Here is a 20,645-nt window from a genome sequence, read left to right on the forward strand (position 1 = left end):
ACGGCGCTTCCTCGATCGGACCGTCCGTCTCTAGTGCCGGGTCACCCGCAGGCTGCGGCGCAACCTCCAAGGGCAAATCGCTGGCTTCCGGCAGATCGCGCACGACCTCCTGCAAAGGCGGGAGGGGCCTGGCGCTTTCATATTCCTCACCGGGCAGCCGCTGCGGCCTGCGGCTTGGCGGGGGAGCCCGGTTCACCGGGGCGGACGCACCCTGGTAGACGCAGCGGTCGAGGCCGTCGCGGGCAACCACGCCGACCCGCGCAGCGATGCTGTTGCCGTAGCGCCGGGTGAAGCCTGCGGGGGCGACGGCTCCGCGCTCCTTGGGCAGGGGCAGCACGGCCGCAATCCGCGCCGCTTCCTGGCGCGACATCGCACTGGCGTCATGACCGTAGTAGCGCTGGGCGCCGGCGTTCACGCCATAAGTGCCAACTCCGGTTTCGGCGAGGTTGAGGTAAACCTCCATGATCCGCCGCTTGCCCCAGATCTGCTCGATCAGCAGGGTGAACCAGGCTTCCAGCCCTTTGCGGAAGTAGCCTCCGCCCTGCCACAGGAAGGCGTTCTTGGCGGTCTGCTGGCTGATGGTGGAGCCGCCCCGGATCCGCCCGCCCGAGGCGTTGCTCTTCAAGGCATCCTCGATTGCCTCCAGATCGAAGCCGGAGTGCCGGCAGAACTTGCTGTCCTCCGCGGCGACGGCGGCGCGGACCATGTCGCGGTCAATCCGGTCGATGCCCATCCACTCACGATTGGCACCGCGCCCAACGAGCAGGTCGCTGACCATGGTCGCGGTAATTGGAGGATTGATGAAGCGATAGGCGACCACCCACAGCACGGACAGCAGCAGGAACGCTACCGCTAGCTTCAGAAAGAACAGCGCCAAGCGGCCGGGCAAGGAACGCCGGGTGCCTGCGCGCTTGTATCTGGGGATCGGAGAAGGCGAGGCAGCGCTGCGGGCCATGGGTTGGACCTAACGGCGGTATCGCCGGCTGCAAAGCGTCAGGAGCGAATGCGGGCGCCAGTCTCGTAATTGTCGGCCATTGCGCGCAGCACCTGCGCCGCCTCAAAATCGCATACCCCGGCCGCCAGCCTACGGCATTGCGCTGCCTTCGCCAGAAGGTCGGACGCGGGGGCTTCCCGAGCTACGACCTGCACGTTGGTGCCTGGTTGGTTTTTCAAGTCGGATCTCTTGTGAGCACCTAACAACAATCCGCCAGCCAAAGTCATGTTCCCGACTTCATGCGTAAGAAGGGTACTGTGGCAACGACGCTACAGCCGGCCGCCTGTTAGACCGAGACTTCCGCGCGATTGGCGCGCTGGTGGTCCTCGCCGGGATCACGCCCGAGCATCTTCAGGGCTGCCGCTACCAGCGTAGCGCCCGATTCCGACTTCCAGATGTCGGCCTTGTCGGTGTCGAAGCGCACCAACTGAACCTCCGGATCGTCCTTGCCGTTCTTGTACCAGCTGGCGACAAAGGGGTTCCAGAGTTTGTCTACCAGGGCCCGGTCGTTGACCAGCTCAAGCGTGCCATGGATGTGAGCGAACAGGTCATGTCCCTTGGACACATAGGTGGCCACGGCGCGGTTGCCGGTGCTGATACCCTGGACCAGATGATCGGACTTGGAACCGAAGAAGTAGATGGTTCCGCCATCCTCCTTGTCGCCGGCATCGGCAGTATCGATCTGCGCCGTCCAAGGCCGCGTGCGGCTGTCCTCCACGCCTTGCAGGCCGATCATCATGAACGGGGAGGAGGCGAGCTCCTTCCAGAACATCTGCTTCAGTTCCTGGTCGCGATTGGCGTCCGCCATCACCGTCTCCATCCAATAGGGTTTTGCAACCGAACGGCGCAGCGGAGCGGCGGTTCCGTCCTATTCATCACTCAAGCAGGGAGCTGTTCCCCGATGGGCTCGAAGTTATTTGTGCCCTCGCTCAGCAGCAGAAGCTCGCCGCGAGCGATGGAGAAATGACAACCGACGATTGCGAGTTCTCCGGCATCCTCCCGCGCACGCACGAAGGGGAAAGTCCGCAAGTTGAGCAAGCTCCCGCGAATGGCGTCCTCCTCCAGTCGGCGGGCAGCCTCTGCACCTGTGCCATGCGCCGCGGCAATGTCTCCTGCCCGCTGCTCGATCTGAGACATCCACCGAGCCACGAAGCCTCCCTCGCCGGCCGCCGCCCCATCGAAGCAACCGGTCAGCGCCGCAGCAATGCCGCCGCAGCTTTCATGCCCCATGACAATGATTTCGGGCACCTTGAGCTGGGTCACGGCGAACTCAAGCGCGGCCGAAACTCCGTGGCGGCCGCCGTCGGGTTCGAACGGCGGAACCAGGTTGGCGACGTTGCGGACCACAAAAATCTCGCCTGGATCCGTGTCAAAGATGGTGGCGGGGTCCGCTCGGCTGTCGCAACAGGCGATCACGACCGCCCGCGGAGTTTGCCCCTCGGCCAGCTTGCGCCAGCGGTGTTTTTCGGCCTCGTACCGGTTCGTTCGGAAGCGTTCGTAGCCGGCCAACAGATTGCCGAAACCCTTCATGGACCTCTCCCTTGTTCTGCCGAACGACTAGGAGGAGCCTTCCGGAGTGACAAGGCGTTCGGGTCAAGTGTCGCTTTGCGGCCACGTTTCGGCGTAGCGAGCAGTAGGTACGCTCCGGAGCCGGAACGAAAGCGACAGCTCTGCGGTTGAGTTAGCCGGTGGGTGGGTGAGTTTTGGAGTGCAAATCATGAAACATGCGATGCTGACTGCGGCGCTGGCGGGCGGACTGGCCCTGAGCGGCTGCGCGACCAACCCTTATGGCTCGGGCGATCCGTACGCCAACAATTCCAGGACGAGCCGCGCGGCGACCGGCGGCGTGCTCGGCGCGGCCACTGGTGCAGCGATCGGTGCGATCGTTCCAGGCGTGTCGGCGGTTGAAGGCGCCGTTGCGGGCGGCATCGCCGGTGCGGTCCTCGGCGCCGTGGTCAACGGGCGGCAGTATTACCGCGATACGCGCGGCGCCTGCTACTACGTCGACCAGTACGGGCGTCCGATCTACGACTACAACACGCGCTGCTAGCTGAACGACGGGGGCGGGGCCGTGCGCTCCGCCCACGTCCCACAAGCGCGGGGTGGCGCGGCAGGACTTCAATCGCTATCTGGCGGCGATGCTGACCACCGCCGCCCCCAAGCCGCGCAAACCGGACTGGATCCGGGTCAAGGCCCCGACCAGCCACGGCTATGCCGAGACGCGGCGGCTGATGCGCTCGCTGAACCTTGCCACCGTGTGCGAGGAGGCGGCCTGCCCGAACATCGGCGAATGCTGGACCAAAAAGCACGCCACCGTGATGATCCTGGGCGATACTTGCACCCGGGCCTGCGCCTTCTGCAACGTCAAGACCGGCATGCCGCGGGCAGTGGACCCGCTCGAGCCCGAGCATGTCGCCACGGCCGCGGCGGAGCTGGGCCTGGAGCACATCGTGGTGACCAGTGTCGACCGCGACGATCTCCCCGATGGCGGTGCGTCGCAGTTCGTCAAGGTGATCGACGCGCTGCGGCGGAACACGCCAAGCACCACTATCGAGATCCTGACGCCCGACTTCCGTAACAAGTCTGAGGCGGCGGTGGAGGCGATCGTCGCGGCTGGGCCGGACGTCTACAACCACAATCTGGAGACGGTGCCCCGGCTGTACCCGACCATTCGGCCGGGCGCGCGCTACTATGCTTCCCTGCGGCTCCTGGAGAACGTCAAGCGCCATGCGCCGCACATCTTCACCAAGTCTGGCGTGATGGTCGGCCTGGGCGAGCAGCGGCTGGAAGTGCATCAGGTGATGGACGACATGCGCTCGGCCGGGATCGATTTCCTGACCATGGGCCAGTATCTCCAGCCTACGCCGAAGCACGCTACCGTGGAGGAGTTCGTCACGCCCGACGCGTTCAAGGCCTACGCCGCGATCGCCCGAGCCAAGGGCTTTCTGCTGGTCGCCGCTTCGCCGCTGACCCGGTCGAGCTACCACGCGGGGGACGACTTCAAGAAGATGCAGGCGAACCGGGCGGAGCAGTTGGCGCGGGCAGGGCGTTAAGCCGGGCGATGCCCCGTCATAGCGAGACCAAGCATCTACCTTACTCTCCCGAGCAGCTGTTCGAGCTGGTCGCGGACGTGCGTCGCTACCACGAGTTCCTGCCGTGGGTCACCGCCGTGCGCGTGCGGTCATCTTCCGAAACCGAACTGCTCGCGGACCTGATCGTGGGCTTCGGCGCGTTCAAGGAGCGCTTCACCAGCCGCGTCCAGAAGGAACGGCCAAGCCGCATCTTGGTCGACTACGTCGAAGGTCCGCTTAAATACCTCAAGAACGAATGGCGGTTCGAACCTGCGGCCGATGGCGGCACGGAAGTCCATTTCTCCGTCGACTTCGCCTTCCGCTCGCGGATCTTCGAGACCCTAGCCGGGGCGATGTTCGACCGGGCTCTGCGCAAGATGACCGGCGCCTTTGAAGCGCGCGCAGCCGCGCTCTACGGCTCCAGCAGTTCCAAGGCGCAAAGCGCAGCCTGAAGCCGGATACCGGCGCGGCCATCGACCTCGTCGAACAGCTTGCTGTCGGCGAACACCCGGTCCGGATCCTCGCCGCGCTCCGCCCGGGCGAAGACCACCGTACCGACGGGCTTGGTTGGAGAGCCTCCATCCGGCCCCGCAATCCCGGTGATCGCTACCGCCACATCCGCATCCGACGCCTTCAGCGCGCCCTGAGCCATTGCCCAGGCAGTGGCCACGCTGACCGCACCGAAGGTTTCGACCACATCGGAACTGACCTTCAACACCTGCTGCTTGGCGGCATTAGAGTAGGTCACGTAGCCGGCCTCGAACACGTCGGAAGATCCGGGGATCTCGGTCAACGCAGCGCTGACCAGGCCGCCGGTGCAACTCTCCGCCACCGCGATGCGCCGGCCCGCGGCGCGGTTCTTGTTGATCACCTCGCGTGCCTTGTCGACGAGCTTTGCCGGCAGCAGCGCTTCCATCATCCGACCTCCATGCGGATCGAGGCGGCCGCCTGCGCCGCAATGCCTTCGCTCCGCCCGGTGAAACCCAACCGCTCGGTCGTGGTTGCCTTGATGCTGACCTGCGTCGGGCGCAGCTCCAGTATTTCCGCAACCCGTTGCTGCATGGCGGCGCGGTGCGGACCGACCTTGGGCGCTTCGCAGATGACCGTACAATCGACATGGTCGATGATGCCGCCGCGAGCCCGGATGAGCTTGGCCGCATGCGCCAGGAAGAGGTGGGAAGCCGCACCTTTCCACTGCGGGTCGGAAGGTGGGAAATGCTGGCCGATGTCGCCCAGCGCCGCCGCCCCGAGCAGCGCGTCGGTGATGGCATGGAGCACCACATCGGCGTCGCTGTGGCCAGCCAGGCCTTCAGGATGGTCGATTCGGATGCCGCCCATGACGATCGGGCCGGAGCCTGCAAAGCCGTGCACATCGAAGCCCATTCCCGTGCGGCTGACAAGGCGGGCGCTCAGCATGGCCTCGGCCTTCTCCCAATCTCCTGCCGAAGTAAGCTTATGCAGCATCTCATCTCCCGGAACCGTGGCGACCTTCAGCCCGGCGTTCTGCATGACGGTGGACTCATCCGTGTTCCGCGAAGTGCCTGCTTTCGCCATCGCAAACAGCAGGTCATCCACGTCGAATGCCTGCGGGGTCTGCACCCGCAGCAACTGGGTCCGATCGACGGTGCCGCGCAGCTCCCGATCACCTTTGGCCAGCGTATCCGCGACGGGCAGAACGGGGACCGCGCCATCGGCGCCTGCAAGGGCGTCGAGCAAGCGGTCGACCACGTCCGCTGGGCAGAAGGGCCGGGCGGCATCGTGGACCAGGACCACGCCCGAACCGACCGCGGCAAGACCCGCTCGCACGCTGTCGGCCCGTTGTTCGCCGCCAGAAATGAGTTCGCCTATGTCCAGCCCATCCAACGCAGCCCCAGCGAGTTGCTCCTGACCCGCTCCAATGACCACCCGCACCGCATCAACCCGGGGGTGACCGATCAGGGCCTCGACCGAGCGCCGCAGCACCGACTTGCCGCCGAGCGGCCGATATTGCTTGGGCACATCTCCGCCAAGGCGCTCTCCCTTGCCGGCGGCGACGATCAGGGCGGTGACGGGCATGGCCGTGCCTTGCCCGCTGCCTGCCGCTCCTGTAAAGGCGCGCGGCTCCCATGACGTCCTTAAAGCCCATCACCGTTGGTCCGGTCCGCATCGACGCGCCCGTCATCTTGGCGCCGATGACGGGCGTCACCGACCTGCCGTTTCGCAAAATCGTGAAGCGCTTCGGGGCCGGGCTGACCGTCAGTGAAATGATCGCCAGCCAGGCGATGATTCGGGAAACGCGGCAAAGCCTGCAGAAGGCGGCGTGGGACCCTGCGGAGGAGCCGGTGTCGCTGCAGCTCGCGGGCTGTGCGCCGGCTGAGATGGCCGAAGCGGCCAAGCTCAACGAGGGACGCGGCGCCGCGATCATCGACATCAACATGGGCTGTCCGGTCAAGAAGGTCGTAAACGGCGATGCCGGCTCGGCCCTGATGCGCGACCTGCCCCTGGCCGCCTCCATTATCGCGGCGACGGTCAAGGCGGTGTCTGTACCGGTGACGGTAAAGATGCGCATGGGCTGGTGTCATGAAAGCCTCAACGCGCCCGAACTCGCGCGTATCGCCGAGGACCTGGGCGCGCGGATGATCACCGTGCACGGCCGCACCCGCAATCAGATGTACAAGGGTAGCGCCGACTGGAGCTTCGTCCGGCGGGTAAAGGAGGCGGTCTCGCTGCCGGTGATCGTCAACGGCGACATCTGCTCGGTGAGCGACGCGCGCGAGGCCCTGCGGCAGTCGGCCGCGGATGGCGTCATGGTCGGGCGGGGCGCTTACGGCCGGCCGTGGCTGCTGGGGCAGGTGATGGCCGACCTGGCAGGGGAGGAGCGGCGCGACCCGAGCATGGACGAGCAACTCGCCATGATCCTCGAGCAATATGACGTCATGCAGTCGCTGTACGGCCGTCAGACCGGCGTGAACCTCGCCCGCAAGCATATCGGCTGGTACACCAAGGGGCTGCCCGGATCGGCCGAGTTCCGCAACAAGGTGAATGTGCAGGACGACCCGGCGGTGGTGGTCGCGATGCTGAAGGACTTCTACGCGCCCTGGCTGGCACGCCGGGCTGCCTGAAAAATCTTACAAGTAGCAGCAACAACTGTGTTCTTTGTGCAACGGAGCCGTGCTAGGCATGGCTTCGATGGACGCACGCACAGCCGGTTCCACGATCGCTGAGCAGCCGCCAAGCCTCCGGCGCTGGCTCGCGGCGGAACGCGCGAACGGCCGGTTCTACCGGGTAGCGGAACTGCTGACCGGCCTGGTGCTGCTCACCATGCTGGTTACCAGCTTGTCGGTGCTCCGTGGCGGCGATCCGTCGAGCCGCCTGTCCCCACCGATGATCGCACTTCTGCTGATCGCCAATCTCATCCCGGCAATCGCCCTGATGGTGCTGTTCTCCCGCCGCCTCGCGTTGCGCCGGGCCGAAGCTGGGGGGCTCGGGACCGGACGGTTGCACACACGGCTGGTGGCGCTGTTCTCCGTCATCGCCGCCGTGCCCACCGTCCTGGTGGCAATCTTCGCGTCGCTGCTGTTCCAGTCGGGCCTCGAATTCTGGTTCTCCGACAAGTCCCGCGGCATGCTGGAGAACAGCGTGCAGATCGCACGCACGATGTACGAGAACGAGGCTGAGCGGATCATGGCCCAGACGCTCGCCATGGGCGGCGACTTGTCCGGCTATCTGCGGCAATTAGCGTTGGACGATCCGCAGTTCGTCGACGCGTTCGGACGGGTGCAGCTGCTGCAAAGGGAATTCTCGGAAGGCATCATCTTCCGCGTCAGCGACAAGGGGGAGATCCTAACCGAGGTCCTGATCAATCCCTACGCGCGGGACCTGTCGGAGGAGATCACCACCGACAAGCTGACGGCGCTGCGCTCGCAGCCTGTTGTGTCGATCACTTCGGCGGACCGGATCGGAGCTCTGACACGCCTGGATTACGGGCCGAACACGTATGTATACGCCGCCCGCTACGATCCCGAGTTTCGTGCGCAGATCGGGCGCGGCGACGATGTCCTCGAGGATTACCGGGAGCTGGTCGCCCGATCCCGCACCAACCAACTGCGGTTCAACGCTGCGCTTCTGCTCGGGTCGCTGGTCATCGTCGGCCTCGCCATTTTCGTCGCCCTGAAGATTGCCGACCGCCTCGTCCGACCGGTCGGAGCGCTGGTCAACGCGGCGGGCAGGGTGGAGGAAGGGGACTTTTCCGCGCGGGTGCCAATCGAGCGCTCGGACGATGAGATCGGCGTGCTGGCCGCGGCGTTCAATCGGATGACCGGCCGGCTGGAGGAACAGACCGGTGCGCTGCGGGCGGCGAACACGCAGCTCGATACAAGGCGGGCCTTCATTGAAGCCGTTCTCGGCAGCGTCACGGCAGGCGTGGTGGCGCTCGGCACCAACCGGCACGTGCTGCTGATCAACCGTTCGGCCCAGGCGCTTCTTCAACATGGCGACGAGAGCGTTGAAGGCCGGCCGCTGGACGAGATCGGTCCGGAACTCGACGAGTTCCTCCGCGGCGACAAGCGCGAGGCTGACGTGCTGGTCCGTTCCGAGCATGGCCAGCGCACTCTGGCGGTCAAGCGGGTGCGCTACTCGGACGGTACCGTGCTGACCTTCGACGACATCACCGACCAGCTCGCCGACCAGCGTCGCGCCGCCTGGTCGGACATTGCCCAACGGATCGCCCACGAGATCAAGAACCCACTGACACCCATCTCGCTCGCGGCCGAGCGATTGCAGCGGCGGTACGGCAAGGAAATCTCCAGCGATCCCGAAACCTTTGGACGACTGACCGAAACCATCATCCGCCAGGTCGGCGACCTCCGCCGCATGGTGGATGAATTCTCCAATTTCGCGCGCATGCCCAAGCCGGTGTTCCGCGAGGAGAACGTCCACGACATCGCGCGCACCTCCCTGTTCCTGCACGAGGTCGCGCACCCGGGAGTTGGCTTTTCCTTGGAGCCGGCGGCGGGCGACATCCGCATGGTGTGCGATCGACGCCAGCTTGCCCAGGCGCTCACAAACGTTGTGAAGAACGCGGTTGAGGCGATCGAAGCCCGGCGCAACCGCGGCGAACACAGCCTGGCCGGCGACCGTGTGAACCTGGCCATCTGCGACAGCGACACGCAGCTGGTGATCGACGTCACCGACACTGGGATCGGCCTGCCCGAGGAACGCGACCGGCTCACCGAGCCCTATATGACGACGCGGGTGCGGGGCACGGGCCTGGGCCTCGCGATCGTCAAGAAGATCGTCGAGGAGCATGGCGGCGAGATCGCCTTTCTGGATCGCTCCGGCGGGGGCACCCATGTGCGTATCGCCTTCGACAAGGCGAGACTTGCCGTGCTCGCGCAGGCGGCCGCGGCGGAGGAGGAGAGCGGGGAGGGCACCGGGGAACCCGCTTCGCAGCGTCGCACTGACGACCCGGACAACATTGATAACGAGGAGCCGCGACGTAATGGCGCTTGAAGTGCTGGTGGTTGATGACGAGGCAGACATCAGGGAGCTGGTCGCGGGCGTCCTGGAGGACGAGGGCTATGCCGTCCGCTCCGCTGCCAACAGCACCGACGCGCTGGAGGCGATCGAGGAGCGGCGCCCCAGCCTGGTGCTGCTCGACGTGTGGCTGCAGGGTTCGCGCCTCGACGGCTTGCAGCTGCTCGAGGAGGTCAAGCGGCGTGATCCCACCATGCCGGTGCTGATGATCTCCGGCCATGGCAACCTCGACACGGCGGTGGCGGCGATCCGCGAAGGCGCGATCGATTTTATCGAGAAGCCGTTCGAAGCGGGTCGCCTGCTGCACCTGGTCGGACGCGCGACCGAGACCGATCGTCTACGTCGTGAGAACGCCACCTTGCGTGAGCGAGCCGGGCACGATGAGCAACTGAATGGTAGTTCGGTATCGATCAACACGGTCCGCGCGACCCTGAAACGCGTCGCGCCGACTGGTAGCCGCGTCATGATCACCGGCCCAGCCGGGGTCGGCAAGGAAATCGCAGCCCGTACCATTCACGGCTGGAGCACGCGGGCGTCCGCCCCCTTCATCGTCGTTTCGTCGGCAATGATGGCCCCTGAACGGGTAGAAGAGGAACTGTTCGGCGCCGAGGCCGAGGGAGTGGCAAGGCCGGGATTTCTGGAACAGGCGCATGGCGGAACGCTGTTCCTAGACGAGATCGCCGACATGCCGCTCACCACGCAAGGCAAGATCCTGCGGGTGCTGACCGACCAGAGCTTCACGCGGGTCGGCGGGTCGCGACCAGTCAAGGTCGACGTGCGAGTACTGTCAGCGACATCCCGCAGCCTTCAGGACGAGATCATGAACGGGCGTTTCCGAGAGGACCTCTACTATCGGCTCAACGTCGTCCCTGTCCGGATCCCGCCCCTGCGGGAGCGGCGCGAGGACATACCGGAGATCGCCCAGCACTTCCTGGCACGCTTCGCGGCCGAGCGGCGGGCGCCTTCGCCAAGCCTGTCGGAAGAAGCGTTGGCCGCTTTGCAGGCCCATGATTGGCCGGGTAACGTCCGGCAATTGCGCAACATCATCGAGCGGACGGTTATTCTCGCGCCGTCGGACCGGCTCGGGCGCATCGATGTTGATCTTCTGCCGCCGGAAATCATCGACGGCAATCGCTCCAACGGCGTCAACAGCGCGACTCTCTCGATCATGGGATCGCCGCTGCGGGAAGCGCGCGAAAGCTTTGAACGGGAATACCTCCGGGTACAGATCCGCCGGTTTTCCGGCAACATCTCCCGCACGGCGTCGTTCATCGGAATGGAGCGTTCCGCTTTGCACCGCAAGCTCAAGGCACTCGGCTTAGGCGACAAGGGACACAATGGCGAAGATTAGAAAAGGCGTAAGTAGTGCCGGATAAGCCCCTGAGTTTGCAAGATCATTTCCTGAACAGCCTGCGTCGTTCCAAGACTCCGGTCACGATCTTCCTGGTGAAAGGGGTGAAGCTCCAAGGCGTGATCACCTGGTTCGATGCTTTCTCCCTGCTGCTCCGGCGCGAGGGGGTGAACCAGCTGATCTACAAGCACGCGATGTCGACGATTATGCCTTCGTCCCCGCCCACCGACCTGGAGCTGTCAGGGTTCATCGGGGATCGGGTGGCGGAAGGCCGCGCCACCCTGCAAGATCGTTTCCTTACCGCCGCAACCCGCCAAAGCGAGCCGATGACCGTGTTCCTGGTAAATGGCGTCATGCTGCAGGGGGAGGTGCTGGCGTTCAACCGCTTCTCCATGCTGCTCGGCCGCCGCGGCCAACTGCAATTGGTGTACAAGCATGCGGTGTCGACCATGCAGCCCGGCCGCTCCTTGATGCTCGGCAACGGCGACGACGAGGAGGGCGGCTCGTGAGCGGCTTCGGCAGGGCGTCGGAAGACGGCATCGCGCGGGGCGAGAGGGCGGTGTTGGTGCTCCCCGATCGGAGCGGCGAGCCCAATAGCCGCTCGATCGACGCGCGACTGGACGAAGCGGCCGGCCTCGCCGCCGCGATCGGCATCGACGTGGTCGCCCGGCGTGCGCTCCGCATCCGCCAGCCGCGCCCGGCCACACTGTTCGGCAAGGGGCAGGGCGAGGAGATCGGCGGCTTGGCTGGCGAACATCAGGCAGGATTGCTGATCGTCGATGCGGCGCTGACCCCCGTGCAGCAGAAGAACCTGGAAGAGCAGACCAAGACCAAGGTGATCGACCGAACGGGCCTAATCCTCGAAATCTTCGGAGAACGGGCCGCTACCGCGGAGGGACGCCTGCAGGTCGAGCTCGCGCATCTCGATTATCAGGCGGGGCGCTTGGTCCGGAGCTGGACCCACCTCGAGCGGCAGCGCGGCGGCTTCGGCTTCTTGGGCGGACCGGGCGAAACCCAGATCGAGGCCGACCGTCGGCTGATCCGTGACCGGATGGCGCGCATCCGCAAGGAGCTGGAGCAGGTCCGCCGCACCCGCGGGCTTCACCGCGACCGCCGTCAGCGCGCTCCTTGGCCGATCATCGCGCTCGTCGGCTACACCAATGCCGGCAAGTCGACGTTATTCAACCGAATGACCCGCGCCGACGTGTTTGCGGAGAACCTGCTGTTCGCCACGCTCGATCCAACCATGCGTGAGGTCAAGATCCCGGGGTTCGACAAGGCCATCCTGTCGGACACGGTGGGGTTTGTGTCCAATCTGCCGACCGAGCTGGTGGCGGCGTTTCGCGCGACCTTGGAAGAGGTAAGCTCTGCGGACCTGATCCTGCACGTGCGCGACATCTCGCATCCGGACAGCGAGGCGCAGAAGGCCGATGTGGAGGGCGTGCTGACGACACTAGGGCTGAACGAGGAAGGGGCGCCGCCGCGGCTCGAACTCTGGAACAAGATCGACCTGCTCGAAGGCGATGATCGGGAGGCCATGCTTAACGAAGCTGCGCGGCGGGAGGATGTCGTGGCGATCTCGGCCGTTGACGGGTCCGGGCTGGACGACTTGCGCGACATCGTCGGCCAACGGCTGCGCGGCTCCGCAACGGTGCACCATGTCAGCCTGCCGGTGGCGGATGGTGGCAAGCTCGCTTGGCTTCACTCGCGCGGGGAGGTGCTGGACAGTCGCTCCGAAGGAGAGACGATCGACGTTGCCGTGCGGCTGAGCCCGGAGAATTGGACCCGCTTTCAGTCGCTCTGAGCCTTAGCGGCTGCCCAGAGCGCTTCCTTTTCGTCTAGGCCTAAATCGGCGAAGCCAGGCGCCTGCTCGATCTGCCGGAAGCGCCGCTCGAACTTTGCATTCGCTTTCCGCAGAGCCTCTTCCGGAGCAATCCTAAGAAAGCGTGCGAGGTTCACGACGGCAAACAGCAGGTCGCCTAGCTCTTCCTCGCGATGAGCTTCATCGGCGGCCGCCTCCAGCTCGGCGAGTTCCTCGGCGATCTTCGCCTTGGGGCCGCTGGCATCGGGCCAGTCGAACCCCGTACGGGCAGCGCGCTTCTGCAGCTTGGCCGCTCGCTCGAGTGCGGGCAGAGCCAATGCAATGCCAGCGAGCGCGCTTGGGTCGGACCCGCCGGAGCGTTCCTCCGCCTTGATCTTTTCCCAGAGGTGGTGCCCACCGTCCGGCGCGCTCCCGAAGATATGGGGGTGGCGGCGCTCCATCTTGTCGCAAATGCCGTTGAGCACGTCGGCCAGGCTGAAATGTCCGGCCTCGCTAGCCATCTGAGCATGGAAGACTACCTGAAGCTGTAGGTCGCCGAGTTCGTCACGAAGCGCCATCATGTCATCGCGATCGATCGCGTCAGCGACCTCGTAAGCTTCCTCGACCGTGTAGGGCGCAATGGTCGCGAAACTCTGCGCGCGATCCCATTCGCAGCCGCGGTCCGGATCACGGAGCCGCGCCATGACTTCCGCCAATCGTACCAGCGCCTGAGCTGCTGCCGTCCAGTCGGTCGAACTTAACCTAGCGGCAACCGCTGCGGGGGACCCCGTCAAATCACATCCTCGCCAAGTATGATAATACACATTATGTAAAGGTTGCCTTAGCGTTGGTGGTCGTGCCTTGCTGTTCAGGCCTCGAGGATGAGCCAGCGCCCTTCGACGCTCCAGCGCCTGAGCGTCGAAAGCCAATTCATCCCGAGCACGTTGAGGTCGTCGTTCGCTGCGACATGGATCGCCATGTTCTCGCGCTCGATATCCTTGACGTTGAGCGTCCGTGCTCGCCCGAGAGCTACGCGGATGATGCCGTTGCCCGTGCGGACTAGCTGACCGCGGTTCGGGTCGATCCTCAAGCCGGTCTGCATGGCGGTCGCCTGATCCACGGTGGTCATGGTGGCGCCGCTGTCGATCAGGAAGCGCACCGGAACATCGTTGACCTGGCCCTCGACCCAGAAGTGACCGTCGATCGCCATTGGAATGCGGATCTGCCGGCCGACTTCGACTGGCTGTCCAGTCGCCTCCGAGCGCAATCGCTGCGCCACATAGCCGAGGTCGTCCCGGAAGGTGAACACAACGAAGCCGGCGCCGAAGATCGCCAGCCAGGCGAGCGCCATGGTCAGCATGCTACCGACCCGGCCACGCCGTCCGATCAGGCTTCCGGCGACTAGCATGAGCGCCATGAGAAGGTACAGGCTGCCGAGATGAAGATCGTTGGTCACAAAGCTGAAGTGGGCGCTGGGCTCAAGGTTGCAAGACCAACGTCCGGCCCTGCACCCCCCATCCTTCAAGCGACGAAAGAGTGTTCATCCCCAGCACGTTAAGGCCCTCCTGCTCGGCGACCAGGACCGCCACATCCGACAGCCGGATCGGTCCCATCTGCAGCCGCTCGGCGCGGGCGGGGCGCATCCGCACGGTCCCGTTCGCCGTCTCCACTTCAGCCACCCGCATGCCCGTTTCGATCCTGGCAGCATCGGCGACTTTGCGCGAAATGGTGGTGACCGAAGCGCCGCTATCGACCAGGAAGCGCACGGGCGCGCTGTTTACTCGGGCGTCGACCCAGAAATGGCCATCCTCCTGCATGGGGATCCGCAGCTCGCCTCCAGCCCCTTCCACCGTCGACGCACCGAAAGCTTCGTCGCGCAACTTATTGCCGAGACTAGAAAAATCGCTTCGAAACGCGAACAAAGCGAAGCCCACTCCGAAGATCGCGACCCAGGCGAGCACGATCTTCGCCGCCTTGCCGATCGGCATCCGCATGCCGAACAGCGAGCTGGCGACCAGCAGGAGGCAGAGGAGCAGGTACAGCGCACTGGGCGCACTATCGTCGGCCATCTAGAGCTTGATCTCCATGCCGTCATGAGCGGGAGCTGCCCAGTCCGGAAGCTCGGCGCTAAGCTCCCCCACATCCATGCTGTTGTCGAGATGGCTTAGGACAAGCTGCCCGACCTGGAGCTGGCGCGCCCAGCCGAGCACTGCATCCAGGTGCGCGTGCGTCGGGTGCGGCCTTCGTCGGAGGCAATCGGCAACCCACACGTCCATGCCTTCATATAATGCCGCCATGGCGTCGTTGAGCCGGTGGAAGTCGATCGCGTAGCCAAGGCTTCGACCCCCTTCGTCGAACCTGATGCCCAACGAGGTGATTTGGCCATGCGGCTGGTCGCAGAAGCGCACGGTCGCCTCGCCGACCGTCCAATCACCTGCAATCGGCTGTGCGCGGGCCACCGCCGGGTAGAGAGCCGTGCCGCTGAACAGGTAACCAAACCGTGCCTGCACCCGCTCCATCAGGTCGGCGCGGCCGTGCACCGCAACCTGGTCCCCGCGATTGTGCGCGAGCTGCCGGATATCGTCGAGGCCATGGCAATGGTCCGCATGATCGTGGGTGATGATCACGCGGTCGACCTCCCCTCGCCCGGCGGCGTTTAGCTGTTCGCGCATGTCCGGCCCGCAATCGATCAGGAGCGTCTCGCCGCCGACCTCCGCAAGCGCGGCTGCCCGGGTACGGCGGTTGCGCGGCTCCGCTGGGCTGCATCGCCCCCAATCGTTGCCGATGCGCGGTACTCCCGACGATGTCCCACAACCGAGAATGCGGAACCTCACCGCGCCGCCCTGTGGAACAGCCGGTAGAAATTGGCGGTGGTCTGTTCGGCGAGCACCTCCGGAGCGACGCCGCGCAGGTCCGCCAGGAAGGCCGCTGTGTCCGCTACGAACGCCGGCTCGCAGGTCTTCCCGCGGTTCGGGACGGGCGCAAGAAAGGGCGCGTCAGTTTCGACCAGCAGGCGTTCGTCGGGAACGATCCTGGCGACCTCCTGCAGCCCCTTGGCGTTCTTGAAGGTGACGATGCCGGACAGGGACACGTAGTAGCCGAGTTCCAGGCCCTGCTCCGCCAGCCAGCGAGTGCCGGTGAAACAGTGCAGCACGCCGCCGACCCCGTTCTCCTCGCGGAGGATCGCGGCAGTGTCCCCTTCCGCGTCCCGGGTATGGATCACGAGCGGCAGACCGCTCTCGCGGGCGGCGGCGATGTGCGCGCGGAAGCGGTCACGCTGAGCGCCGCGATCGGACTTGTTGTAATGATAGTCGAGCCCGCACTCACCGACCGCCACCACCTTCGGGTGAGCGGCCGCCTGCACGAGCGTGTCGGTCCCAAGATCGGGGTGCGCGTCGGCTTCGTGCGGGTGAACGCCGACGGTTGCCCAGACGTCATCATGGCGTTCGGCTGCCGCCATGACGTCGCGCCACTCCGACTGCCGGGTCGAGATATTGAGAAACCCGCTTACGCCCCTCGCCCGCGCGCGGTCCAGCACACCGGTCTCGTCCTCGACCAAGCCCGGGTAGTTAAGGTGGCAATGGCTGTCGATCAGAGTCATGCGGCGACGTCCAGCTCCAACCGCGGGAAGATCGGTTGGGGCTGGCCAACGCGACCCTCGCGGCGGCCTTCGTCCAGGTAGGCCAGAAGCTTGCCGGCAGCGCCGGGAACGACCGGCTCCACCGCTTGGGTCAGGTGCCGCACGGCCTCGGCCAAGGTCCCGAGCACCGCCGCCATTCGCTGAGGGTCGGTCTTCCGCAGGGCCCAAGGCGCGGCGGCATCAACGTAGGCGTTGCACGCGAACACCCCGGCCATCCAGGCTTCCAGGCCCGCCGAAAAGGACAGCTGCTCAAATTCGGCCGCGAGCCTGCTGGTGCTGAAACGCACCTGCTCGAGCAGTGCAACATCCTGCAGTAGCTCACCTGGCGGCGGAACAACGCCCTCCAGGTTCTTGAAGATCATAGAAAAGGTACGCTGGGCCAGGTTACCGAAGCTATTTGCCAGCTCGGCGTTGGCACGGGACACGATCGCCTCGTCCGAGTAGCTGCCGTCCTGCCCGAAGCTGATCTCGCGCAGGAGGAAATAGCGCAGCTGATCGACCCCGTAGCGCTCGGCCAGCGCAAGCGGGTCGACGACGTTGCCGAGCGACTTGGACATCTTCTCTCCGCGCGCCAGGAGGAAGCCGTGGCCGAACACCTGCCGCGGCAGCGGCAGGCCGGCGCTCATCAGGAAGGCCGGCCAGTAGACGGCATGGAAGCGCACGATATCCTTGCCGATGAGATGGATGTCGGCCGGCCAGAAGCGCGCGAACTCGCCATTTCGCTCGGGGAAGCCGATCCCGGTCATGTAGGTGGTGAGCGCATCGACCCACACGTACATGACGTGCTCCGGCGAGCCGGGCACGGGCACGCCCCAGTCGAAGCTCGTCCGCGAGACGCTGAGATCCTTGAGCCCGCCTTCGACGAAGCGGACGACTTCGTTGCGGCGGCCTTCCGGCCGGATGAAGCCGGGCTGCTCCGCGTAGAGCTTCAGCAGCGGCTCGGCGTAGCGCGACAGGCGAAAGAACCAGGTCTCCTCCGTGGTCCACTCGACCGGAGTGCCCTGGGGCGAAAGCTTCTCCCCGCCTTCCCCTCCGATCAGTTCGTCCTCGTCGTAAAAGGCTTCGTCGCGGACCGAGTACCAGCCTTCGTAGCGGTCCAGGTACAGGTCGCCGGAAGCTTCCATGGCCTTCCACAAAGCAATGCTGGCTTGGTGGTGATGCGGCTCAGTGGTGCGCACGAAGGCATCATAGCTGATATTCAGATCGTCGCACATCTGTCGGAAATGATTCGACATCTCGTCCGCGAACTCAAGCGTGTCGCGGCCTTGCACGCGGGCGGTTTGGACCATCTTGAGGCCATGCTCGTCGGTGCCGGTGACCAGCCGCACGTCGCGTCCTTGAGTACGCTGAAAACGAGCGATGACGTCGGCGGCAATGGCCTCATAGGCATGGCCGATGTGGGGACGGCCGTTGGGGTAGCTGATTGCGGTAGTGATGTAGAAGGGCTCGGGCATGTCGCCGCCGCCCTACCCGTCGCCGGTCGTCGCGGCAACGGAAGCAAGAATGTTGCCCATCTGGAAGGTCGCGGCGGCCGGATCGAGGGACAAGCGCGGCGCCATGGCGGCGGTTTCCCGGGCCTTGGCGTAGGCGTCCAACGCCCGCTGCCGGCGCGCCCCCTCGTGCACCTTGGCCTCGCGGGCGATCAGCGCCGGGGCCAACTCCAGGAACGCGAGGTAGCGCGGCGCGGCCGCCTTGAGCGCCAGCGCGCCGGCCAGCTTGGACCGGCGCAGGTTGCGAGGATCGCCGTCCTGCATGATGGCGGCGGCCTCCGCCTCCAGCGGTGCGAGGTCCAGTTCGGCGAAGGCGAGTGCGCGGCCGACGCTGCCGTTGGCAAGCGCGGCCAGCTTGTCTCGCTTGTGCTCCGGCACGTCCGGCAGCACTTCGGCAAGCGCCGACGTCATGGCGGCGTCGTCCAGCCGGGCGAGATCCACCCGACGGCAGCGCGAGCGGATGGTCGGCAGGAGGCGCCCGGGCGCATGGCTCACCAGGAAGAAGATGCTGTTGGCGGGCGGCTCCTCCAGCATCTTGAGCAGCGCGTTGGCGGCGTTGGGCTCGAGGTCGTCAACGCAGTCGATCACCACGGCGCGCCAAGGCGACAAGGCCGGCGCCAATGCGAATAGGTCACCAAGCTTGCGCACCTGCGCGATCGTGATGTTGCGGCGGAGGTCGCCCTTGTCGTTCGGCTCGCGCTCGAGGCGGCGAAAGTCGGGGTGGCTCCCGGCCGCGATCAGGGCGGCAATGGGGTGATCTTCCGGCGTGGCCAGGCTAGGCAGCGTCACCGCGGGGCCCGCGGCCTCCGCCAGCAGGCGCAATGACGCTAGGTCGGCGAAGCGCGCTTTGCCGACGCCGCGGGGACCGGTGAGCAGCCAGGCATGGTGCAGGGTCCCGCTGTCCCGCGCGGCTGTGAACGCCGCCACCGCCCTGTCCTGGCCATACAGGCTCACAGCAGGTCCTCGATAGCGACGAGCAGCCGTGCAGTCACTTGCTCCGGGGTGCCGGACGCGTCCACCAGTCGCACCCGCTCCGGTTCGGCCGCGGCGATCTCTCGGAAGGCACGATCGACCGCCCGGTGGTAATCGGCCGGCCGACCGCCGATCCGGTCGCTGGCGCCCTCGTCACGCGCCCGCGCGCGCTCCGTTCCTTCCGGCTGCAGCAGGACAAGGGTTCGATCCGGGAACAACTCGCCGATGCCGAAGGCGTTGATCGCCCGCACCGCCGCAATGCCTAGCCCGGCCGCGACCCCCTGATAGGCAAGCGAGCTGTCGATGAACCGATCCGAGAGGACCCAACGTCCTGCGAGCACGGCTGGGCGGATCACCCGGTCAACATGGTCGGTCCGGGCCGCCGCGAACAGCAGCGCCTCCGCCCGGGAACTCCAACGGTCGTCGGTGCCGGTGAGCAGCAATTCGCGGATCGCCTCCCCGCCTCGGCTCCCGCCCGGCTCGCGGGTTCTCACCACCTCTCGCCCGCGTTCGCGCAGAGCCGCCGCGAGGGCCGGGAGCTGGGTCGACTTGCCGACCCCCTCCCCGCCCTCCAGGCTGATGAACCTGCCGCGCTTCAACGATCAGGCGAGCCCAACCAGTTGCTTGAGGCCGACCCAGAAGCGGCCGAAGAAGCCGGATTCCTCTACCGCCTCCGCCGCGGTCAGCGGGGTGCGCTGCACCGTTCCGTCCGGCAGGGTGACGACCAGCTCCGCAACCTGCTGCCCCTTGGCGATCGGCGCCTTGAGCGGTCCGTTGTAGCGCACCTTGAGGCGCGGATCGCCAAGCGTTAGCCCCGCCGGATAGGTGACCGCGATCGCCTTGGGCGCGACCAGGTAGACACTCTCTTCGCTGCCTAGCTGCACCTCCGCCTGGCCGACCTTGGCGCCGGCCGCCAGCAGCGGCTTGGTCTGCCAGGCATTGAAGCCCCAGTTCATCAGCTTGGTGGATTCGTCGATGCGCTGGTTGAAGCTGCCGAGACCGGCCACCACCATGATCAGCCGCCGCCCGTTCTGCTCGGCCGAGCCGGTGAAGCCGTAGCCGGCCTCCTCCGTGTGGCCGGTCTTGAGGCCGTCGGCGCCGGCAATCTTGCCTAGGATCGGGTTGCGGTTGCCCTGGGTGATCGCCTGCCCCGAGCCCAGCGTCTTGCCCCAGGTGAAGCTCGGCTGCCCATAGAACTGCTTGTACAGCTTGGGGTGGCGCTCGATCGACGCGCGGGCGAGCTTGGCGAGGTCGCGAGCGGTGACGTAGGTGACGCCCTCGTCCGGCCAGCCATTGGAGTTGCCGAAGTTGCTCCCGGTCAGCCCGAGCTTGCGCCCGAGCTCGTTCATTTGCGCGGCGAAGGCCTGCTCGGTACCGGCGATGCACTCGGCCAGCACCACGGACGCATCGTTGCCCGACAGGGTGACGATGCCGTGCAGGAGGTTCTCAATGCTGACCTGCTCATTGGGGCTGAGGAACATCGTCGAGCCCGCCTGCGGCCCATGCCACCTCTGCCAGGTCTCGGGCCGCACCGTGCACATCTTGTTAAGCGGCAGCTTGCCCTGGTCGATCAGCTCGAACGCGACCTCCGTGGTCATCATCTTGGCCATGGACGCGGGGGGCATGCGCCCGTCCGCGTTCTTGGCAAGGAGCTCGGCGCCGGACGACAGGTCGAGGAGGTAGGCGACCTTGGCCGGCGTCTCGAACGGCGGCGCGGCGGCCGGGGACGCGGTTGCGAGCAGGCTGAGCGAGGTGGCGGCGAGCAGCAGTCGGGTGGCGGTCATCGGAGAAGCTTGGGCTCCAGCTTAAAGT

22 protein-coding genes and 1 pseudogene are annotated in these 20,645 nt (G+C 65.9%); 8 read left to right on the top strand and 15 right to left on the bottom strand.

All coding sequences use genetic code 11. The features are described from left to right. Positions 1-217: 217 nt before the first annotated feature. From mtgA to QZX62_RS00965, 4 genes and pseudogenes are all read right to left on the bottom strand, one after another. A pseudogene (gene mtgA, locus QZX62_RS00950) lies at positions 218-955 on the bottom strand (monofunctional biosynthetic peptidoglycan transglycosylase); the annotation flags it as partial. 38 nt (positions 956-993) lie between these two features. Next, complete coding sequence (locus QZX62_RS00955) at positions 994-1,173, bottom strand: hypothetical protein (protein ID WP_294171494.1); 180 nt, start codon at positions 1,171-1,173, stop codon at positions 994-996. 107 nt (positions 1,174-1,280) lie between these two features. Then, complete coding sequence (locus tag QZX62_RS00960; RefSeq protein ID WP_294171496.1) at positions 1,281-1,802, bottom strand: pyridoxamine 5'-phosphate oxidase family protein; 522 nt, start codon at positions 1,800-1,802, stop codon at positions 1,281-1,283. A gap of 71 nt (positions 1,803-1,873) precedes the next feature. Beyond that, complete coding sequence (locus tag QZX62_RS00965) at positions 1,874-2,524, bottom strand: carbonic anhydrase (protein ID WP_294171498.1); 651 nt, start codon at positions 2,522-2,524, stop codon at positions 1,874-1,876. A 187-nt stretch (positions 2,525-2,711) separates the two neighbouring features. On the opposite strand from QZX62_RS00965, the gene QZX62_RS00970 reads away from it, so the two are divergent. The 3 genes from QZX62_RS00970 to QZX62_RS00980 all read left to right on the top strand — a co-directional run bounded on the left by QZX62_RS00970 (position 2,712) and on the right by QZX62_RS00980 (position 4,517). Continuing rightward, a complete protein-coding gene (locus QZX62_RS00970; RefSeq protein WP_294171499.1) occupies positions 2,712-3,044 on the top strand; it encodes a hypothetical protein in 333 nt (110 codons plus the stop codon). Between the two features lie 88 nt (positions 3,045-3,132). Continuing rightward, positions 3,133-4,047 carry a lipoyl synthase gene (gene lipA, locus QZX62_RS00975; RefSeq protein ID WP_294171534.1) on the top strand — a complete coding sequence of 305 codons (915 nt, stop codon included), beginning with the start codon at positions 3,133-3,135 and terminating at the stop codon, positions 4,045-4,047. 8 nt (positions 4,048-4,055) lie between these two features. Next, entirely contained in the window at positions 4,056-4,517 is a 462-nt protein-coding gene (locus QZX62_RS00980; protein ID WP_294171500.1) for a type II toxin-antitoxin system RatA family toxin, read from the top strand. Here QZX62_RS00980 and QZX62_RS00985 read toward each other — a convergent pair. Beyond that, positions 4,478-4,984 carry a CinA family protein gene (locus QZX62_RS00985; RefSeq protein ID WP_294171502.1) on the bottom strand — a complete coding sequence of 169 codons (507 nt, stop codon included), beginning with the start codon at positions 4,982-4,984 and terminating at the stop codon, positions 4,478-4,480. The two genes, QZX62_RS00980 and QZX62_RS00985, sit on opposite strands and share 40 nt — an antisense overlap. Continuing rightward, positions 4,981-6,120 carry a bifunctional 2-C-methyl-D-erythritol 4-phosphate cytidylyltransferase/2-C-methyl-D-erythritol 2,4-cyclodiphosphate synthase gene (locus QZX62_RS00990; protein WP_294171503.1) on the bottom strand — a complete coding sequence of 380 codons (1,140 nt, stop codon included), beginning with the start codon at positions 6,118-6,120 and terminating at the stop codon, positions 4,981-4,983. Before QZX62_RS00990 ends, QZX62_RS00985 begins: the two co-directional genes overlap by 4 nt. Positions 6,121-6,170: 50 nt before the next feature. Between QZX62_RS00990 and dusB the strand changes: the two genes are divergently transcribed. The 5 genes from dusB (at position 6,171) to hflX (ending at position 12,734) form a co-directional block, all read left to right on the top strand. Next, positions 6,171-7,166, top strand: a complete 996-nt coding sequence (gene dusB / locus QZX62_RS00995) for a tRNA dihydrouridine synthase DusB (protein ID WP_294171505.1) — start codon at positions 6,171-6,173, stop codon at positions 7,164-7,166. 67 nt (positions 7,167-7,233) lie between these two features. Beyond that, entirely contained in the window at positions 7,234-9,555 is a 2,322-nt protein-coding gene (locus QZX62_RS01000) for an ATP-binding protein (RefSeq protein ID WP_294171506.1), read from the top strand. After that, the gene (locus QZX62_RS01005; RefSeq protein ID WP_294171508.1) at positions 9,545-10,930 is read left to right on the top strand and encodes a sigma-54 dependent transcriptional regulator; all 1,386 of its coding nucleotides are present in this window, start codon (positions 9,545-9,547) and stop codon (positions 10,928-10,930) included. The genes QZX62_RS01000 and QZX62_RS01005 overlap by 11 nt, the downstream gene beginning before the upstream one ends. A 14-nt stretch (positions 10,931-10,944) precedes the next feature. After that, entirely contained in the window at positions 10,945-11,439 is a 495-nt protein-coding gene (hfq, locus tag QZX62_RS01010; protein WP_294171509.1) for an RNA chaperone Hfq, read from the top strand. Then, positions 11,436-12,734, top strand: coding sequence for a GTPase HflX (hflX, locus tag QZX62_RS01015; protein WP_294171510.1), 1,299 nt, complete (start codon positions 11,436-11,438; stop codon positions 12,732-12,734). Before hfq ends, hflX begins: the two co-directional genes overlap by 4 nt. Here the strand turns inward: hflX and mazG are convergent. The 9 genes from mazG to QZX62_RS01060 form a co-directional block, all read right to left on the bottom strand. Further along, positions 12,722-13,435 carry a nucleoside triphosphate pyrophosphohydrolase gene (gene mazG / locus QZX62_RS01020; protein WP_294171511.1) on the bottom strand — a complete coding sequence of 238 codons (714 nt, stop codon included), beginning with the start codon at positions 13,433-13,435 and terminating at the stop codon, positions 12,722-12,724. The two genes, hflX and mazG, sit on opposite strands and share 13 nt — an antisense overlap. A gap of 164 nt (positions 13,436-13,599) precedes the next feature. Further along, positions 13,600-14,187: a TIGR02281 family clan AA aspartic protease gene (locus QZX62_RS01025; protein WP_294171512.1), complete on the bottom strand. Its 588-nt coding sequence runs from the start codon at positions 14,185-14,187 to the stop codon at positions 13,600-13,602. 22 nt (positions 14,188-14,209) lie between these two features. Then, entirely contained in the window at positions 14,210-14,800 is a 591-nt protein-coding gene (locus QZX62_RS01030; RefSeq protein WP_294171513.1) for a TIGR02281 family clan AA aspartic protease, read from the bottom strand. Continuing rightward, the gene (locus QZX62_RS01035) at positions 14,801-15,565 is read right to left on the bottom strand and encodes an MBL fold metallo-hydrolase (protein ID WP_294171514.1); all 765 of its coding nucleotides are present in this window, start codon (positions 15,563-15,565) and stop codon (positions 14,801-14,803) included. Then, on the bottom strand, positions 15,562-16,332 hold the full coding sequence (locus QZX62_RS01040; protein WP_294171515.1) for a TatD family hydrolase: 771 nt from the start codon (positions 16,330-16,332) through the stop codon (positions 15,562-15,564). The genes QZX62_RS01035 and QZX62_RS01040 overlap by 4 nt, the downstream gene beginning before the upstream one ends. Beyond that, positions 16,329-17,825, bottom strand: coding sequence for a methionine--tRNA ligase (gene metG, locus QZX62_RS01045; protein WP_294171516.1), 1,497 nt, complete (start codon positions 17,823-17,825; stop codon positions 16,329-16,331). The genes QZX62_RS01040 and metG overlap by 4 nt, the downstream gene beginning before the upstream one ends. Positions 17,826-17,837: 12 nt before the next feature. Then, entirely contained in the window at positions 17,838-18,815 is a 978-nt protein-coding gene (locus QZX62_RS01050) for a DNA polymerase III subunit delta' (RefSeq protein WP_294171517.1), read from the bottom strand. Then, positions 18,812-19,432 carry a dTMP kinase gene (gene tmk, locus QZX62_RS01055; RefSeq protein ID WP_294171518.1) on the bottom strand — a complete coding sequence of 207 codons (621 nt, stop codon included), beginning with the start codon at positions 19,430-19,432 and terminating at the stop codon, positions 18,812-18,814. The genes QZX62_RS01050 and tmk overlap by 4 nt, the downstream gene beginning before the upstream one ends. Positions 19,433-19,435: 3 nt before the next feature. Continuing rightward, positions 19,436-20,617 (bottom strand): D-alanyl-D-alanine carboxypeptidase family protein, encoded by a 1,182-nt coding sequence (locus QZX62_RS01060; protein WP_294171519.1) that lies wholly within the window; start codon positions 20,615-20,617, stop codon positions 19,436-19,438. Positions 20,618-20,645 lie beyond the last annotated feature (28 nt).

The sequence above is a fragment of the uncultured Sphingomonas sp. genome, from assembly GCF_902806265.1.
Classification (GTDB): domain Bacteria; phylum Pseudomonadota; class Alphaproteobacteria; order Sphingomonadales; family Sphingomonadaceae; genus Sphingomicrobium.

Excerpts from the sequence above, each read along its gene's own strand:
- QZX62_RS00960 (WP_294171496.1), bottom strand. The coding sequence starts at position 1,802 with ATGGCGGACGCCAATCGCGACCAGGAACTGAAGCAGATGTTCTGGAAG.
- QZX62_RS00965 (WP_294171498.1), bottom strand. The coding sequence starts at position 2,524 with ATGAAGGGTTTCGGCAATCTGTTGGCCGGCTACGAACGCTTCCGAACG.
- QZX62_RS00970 (WP_294171499.1), top strand. The coding sequence starts at position 2,712 with ATGAAACATGCGATGCTGACTGCGGCGCTGGCGGGCGGACTGGCCCTG.
- lipA (WP_294171534.1), top strand. The coding sequence starts at position 3,133 with ATGCTGACCACCGCCGCCCCCAAGCCGCGCAAACCGGACTGGATCCGG.
- QZX62_RS00980 (WP_294171500.1), top strand. The coding sequence starts at position 4,056 with ATGCCCCGTCATAGCGAGACCAAGCATCTACCTTACTCTCCCGAGCAG.
- QZX62_RS00985 (WP_294171502.1), bottom strand. The coding sequence starts at position 4,984 with ATGATGGAAGCGCTGCTGCCGGCAAAGCTCGTCGACAAGGCACGCGAG.
- QZX62_RS00990 (WP_294171503.1), bottom strand. The coding sequence starts at position 6,120 with ATGCCCGTCACCGCCCTGATCGTCGCCGCCGGCAAGGGAGAGCGCCTT.
- dusB (WP_294171505.1), top strand. The coding sequence starts at position 6,171 with ATGACGTCCTTAAAGCCCATCACCGTTGGTCCGGTCCGCATCGACGCG.
- QZX62_RS01000 (WP_294171506.1), top strand. The coding sequence starts at position 7,234 with ATGGACGCACGCACAGCCGGTTCCACGATCGCTGAGCAGCCGCCAAGC.
- QZX62_RS01005 (WP_294171508.1), top strand. The coding sequence starts at position 9,545 with ATGGCGCTTGAAGTGCTGGTGGTTGATGACGAGGCAGACATCAGGGAG.
- mazG (WP_294171511.1), bottom strand. The coding sequence starts at position 13,435 with ATGGCGCGGCTCCGTGATCCGGACCGCGGCTGCGAATGGGATCGCGCG.
- QZX62_RS01030 (WP_294171513.1), bottom strand. The coding sequence starts at position 14,800 with ATGGCCGACGATAGTGCGCCCAGTGCGCTGTACCTGCTCCTCTGCCTC.
- QZX62_RS01040 (WP_294171515.1), bottom strand. The coding sequence starts at position 16,332 with ATGACTCTGATCGACAGCCATTGCCACCTTAACTACCCGGGCTTGGTC.
- metG (WP_294171516.1), bottom strand. The coding sequence starts at position 17,825 with ATGCCCGAGCCCTTCTACATCACTACCGCAATCAGCTACCCCAACGGC.
- QZX62_RS01060 (WP_294171519.1), bottom strand. The coding sequence starts at position 20,617 with ATGACCGCCACCCGACTGCTGCTCGCCGCCACCTCGCTCAGCCTGCTC.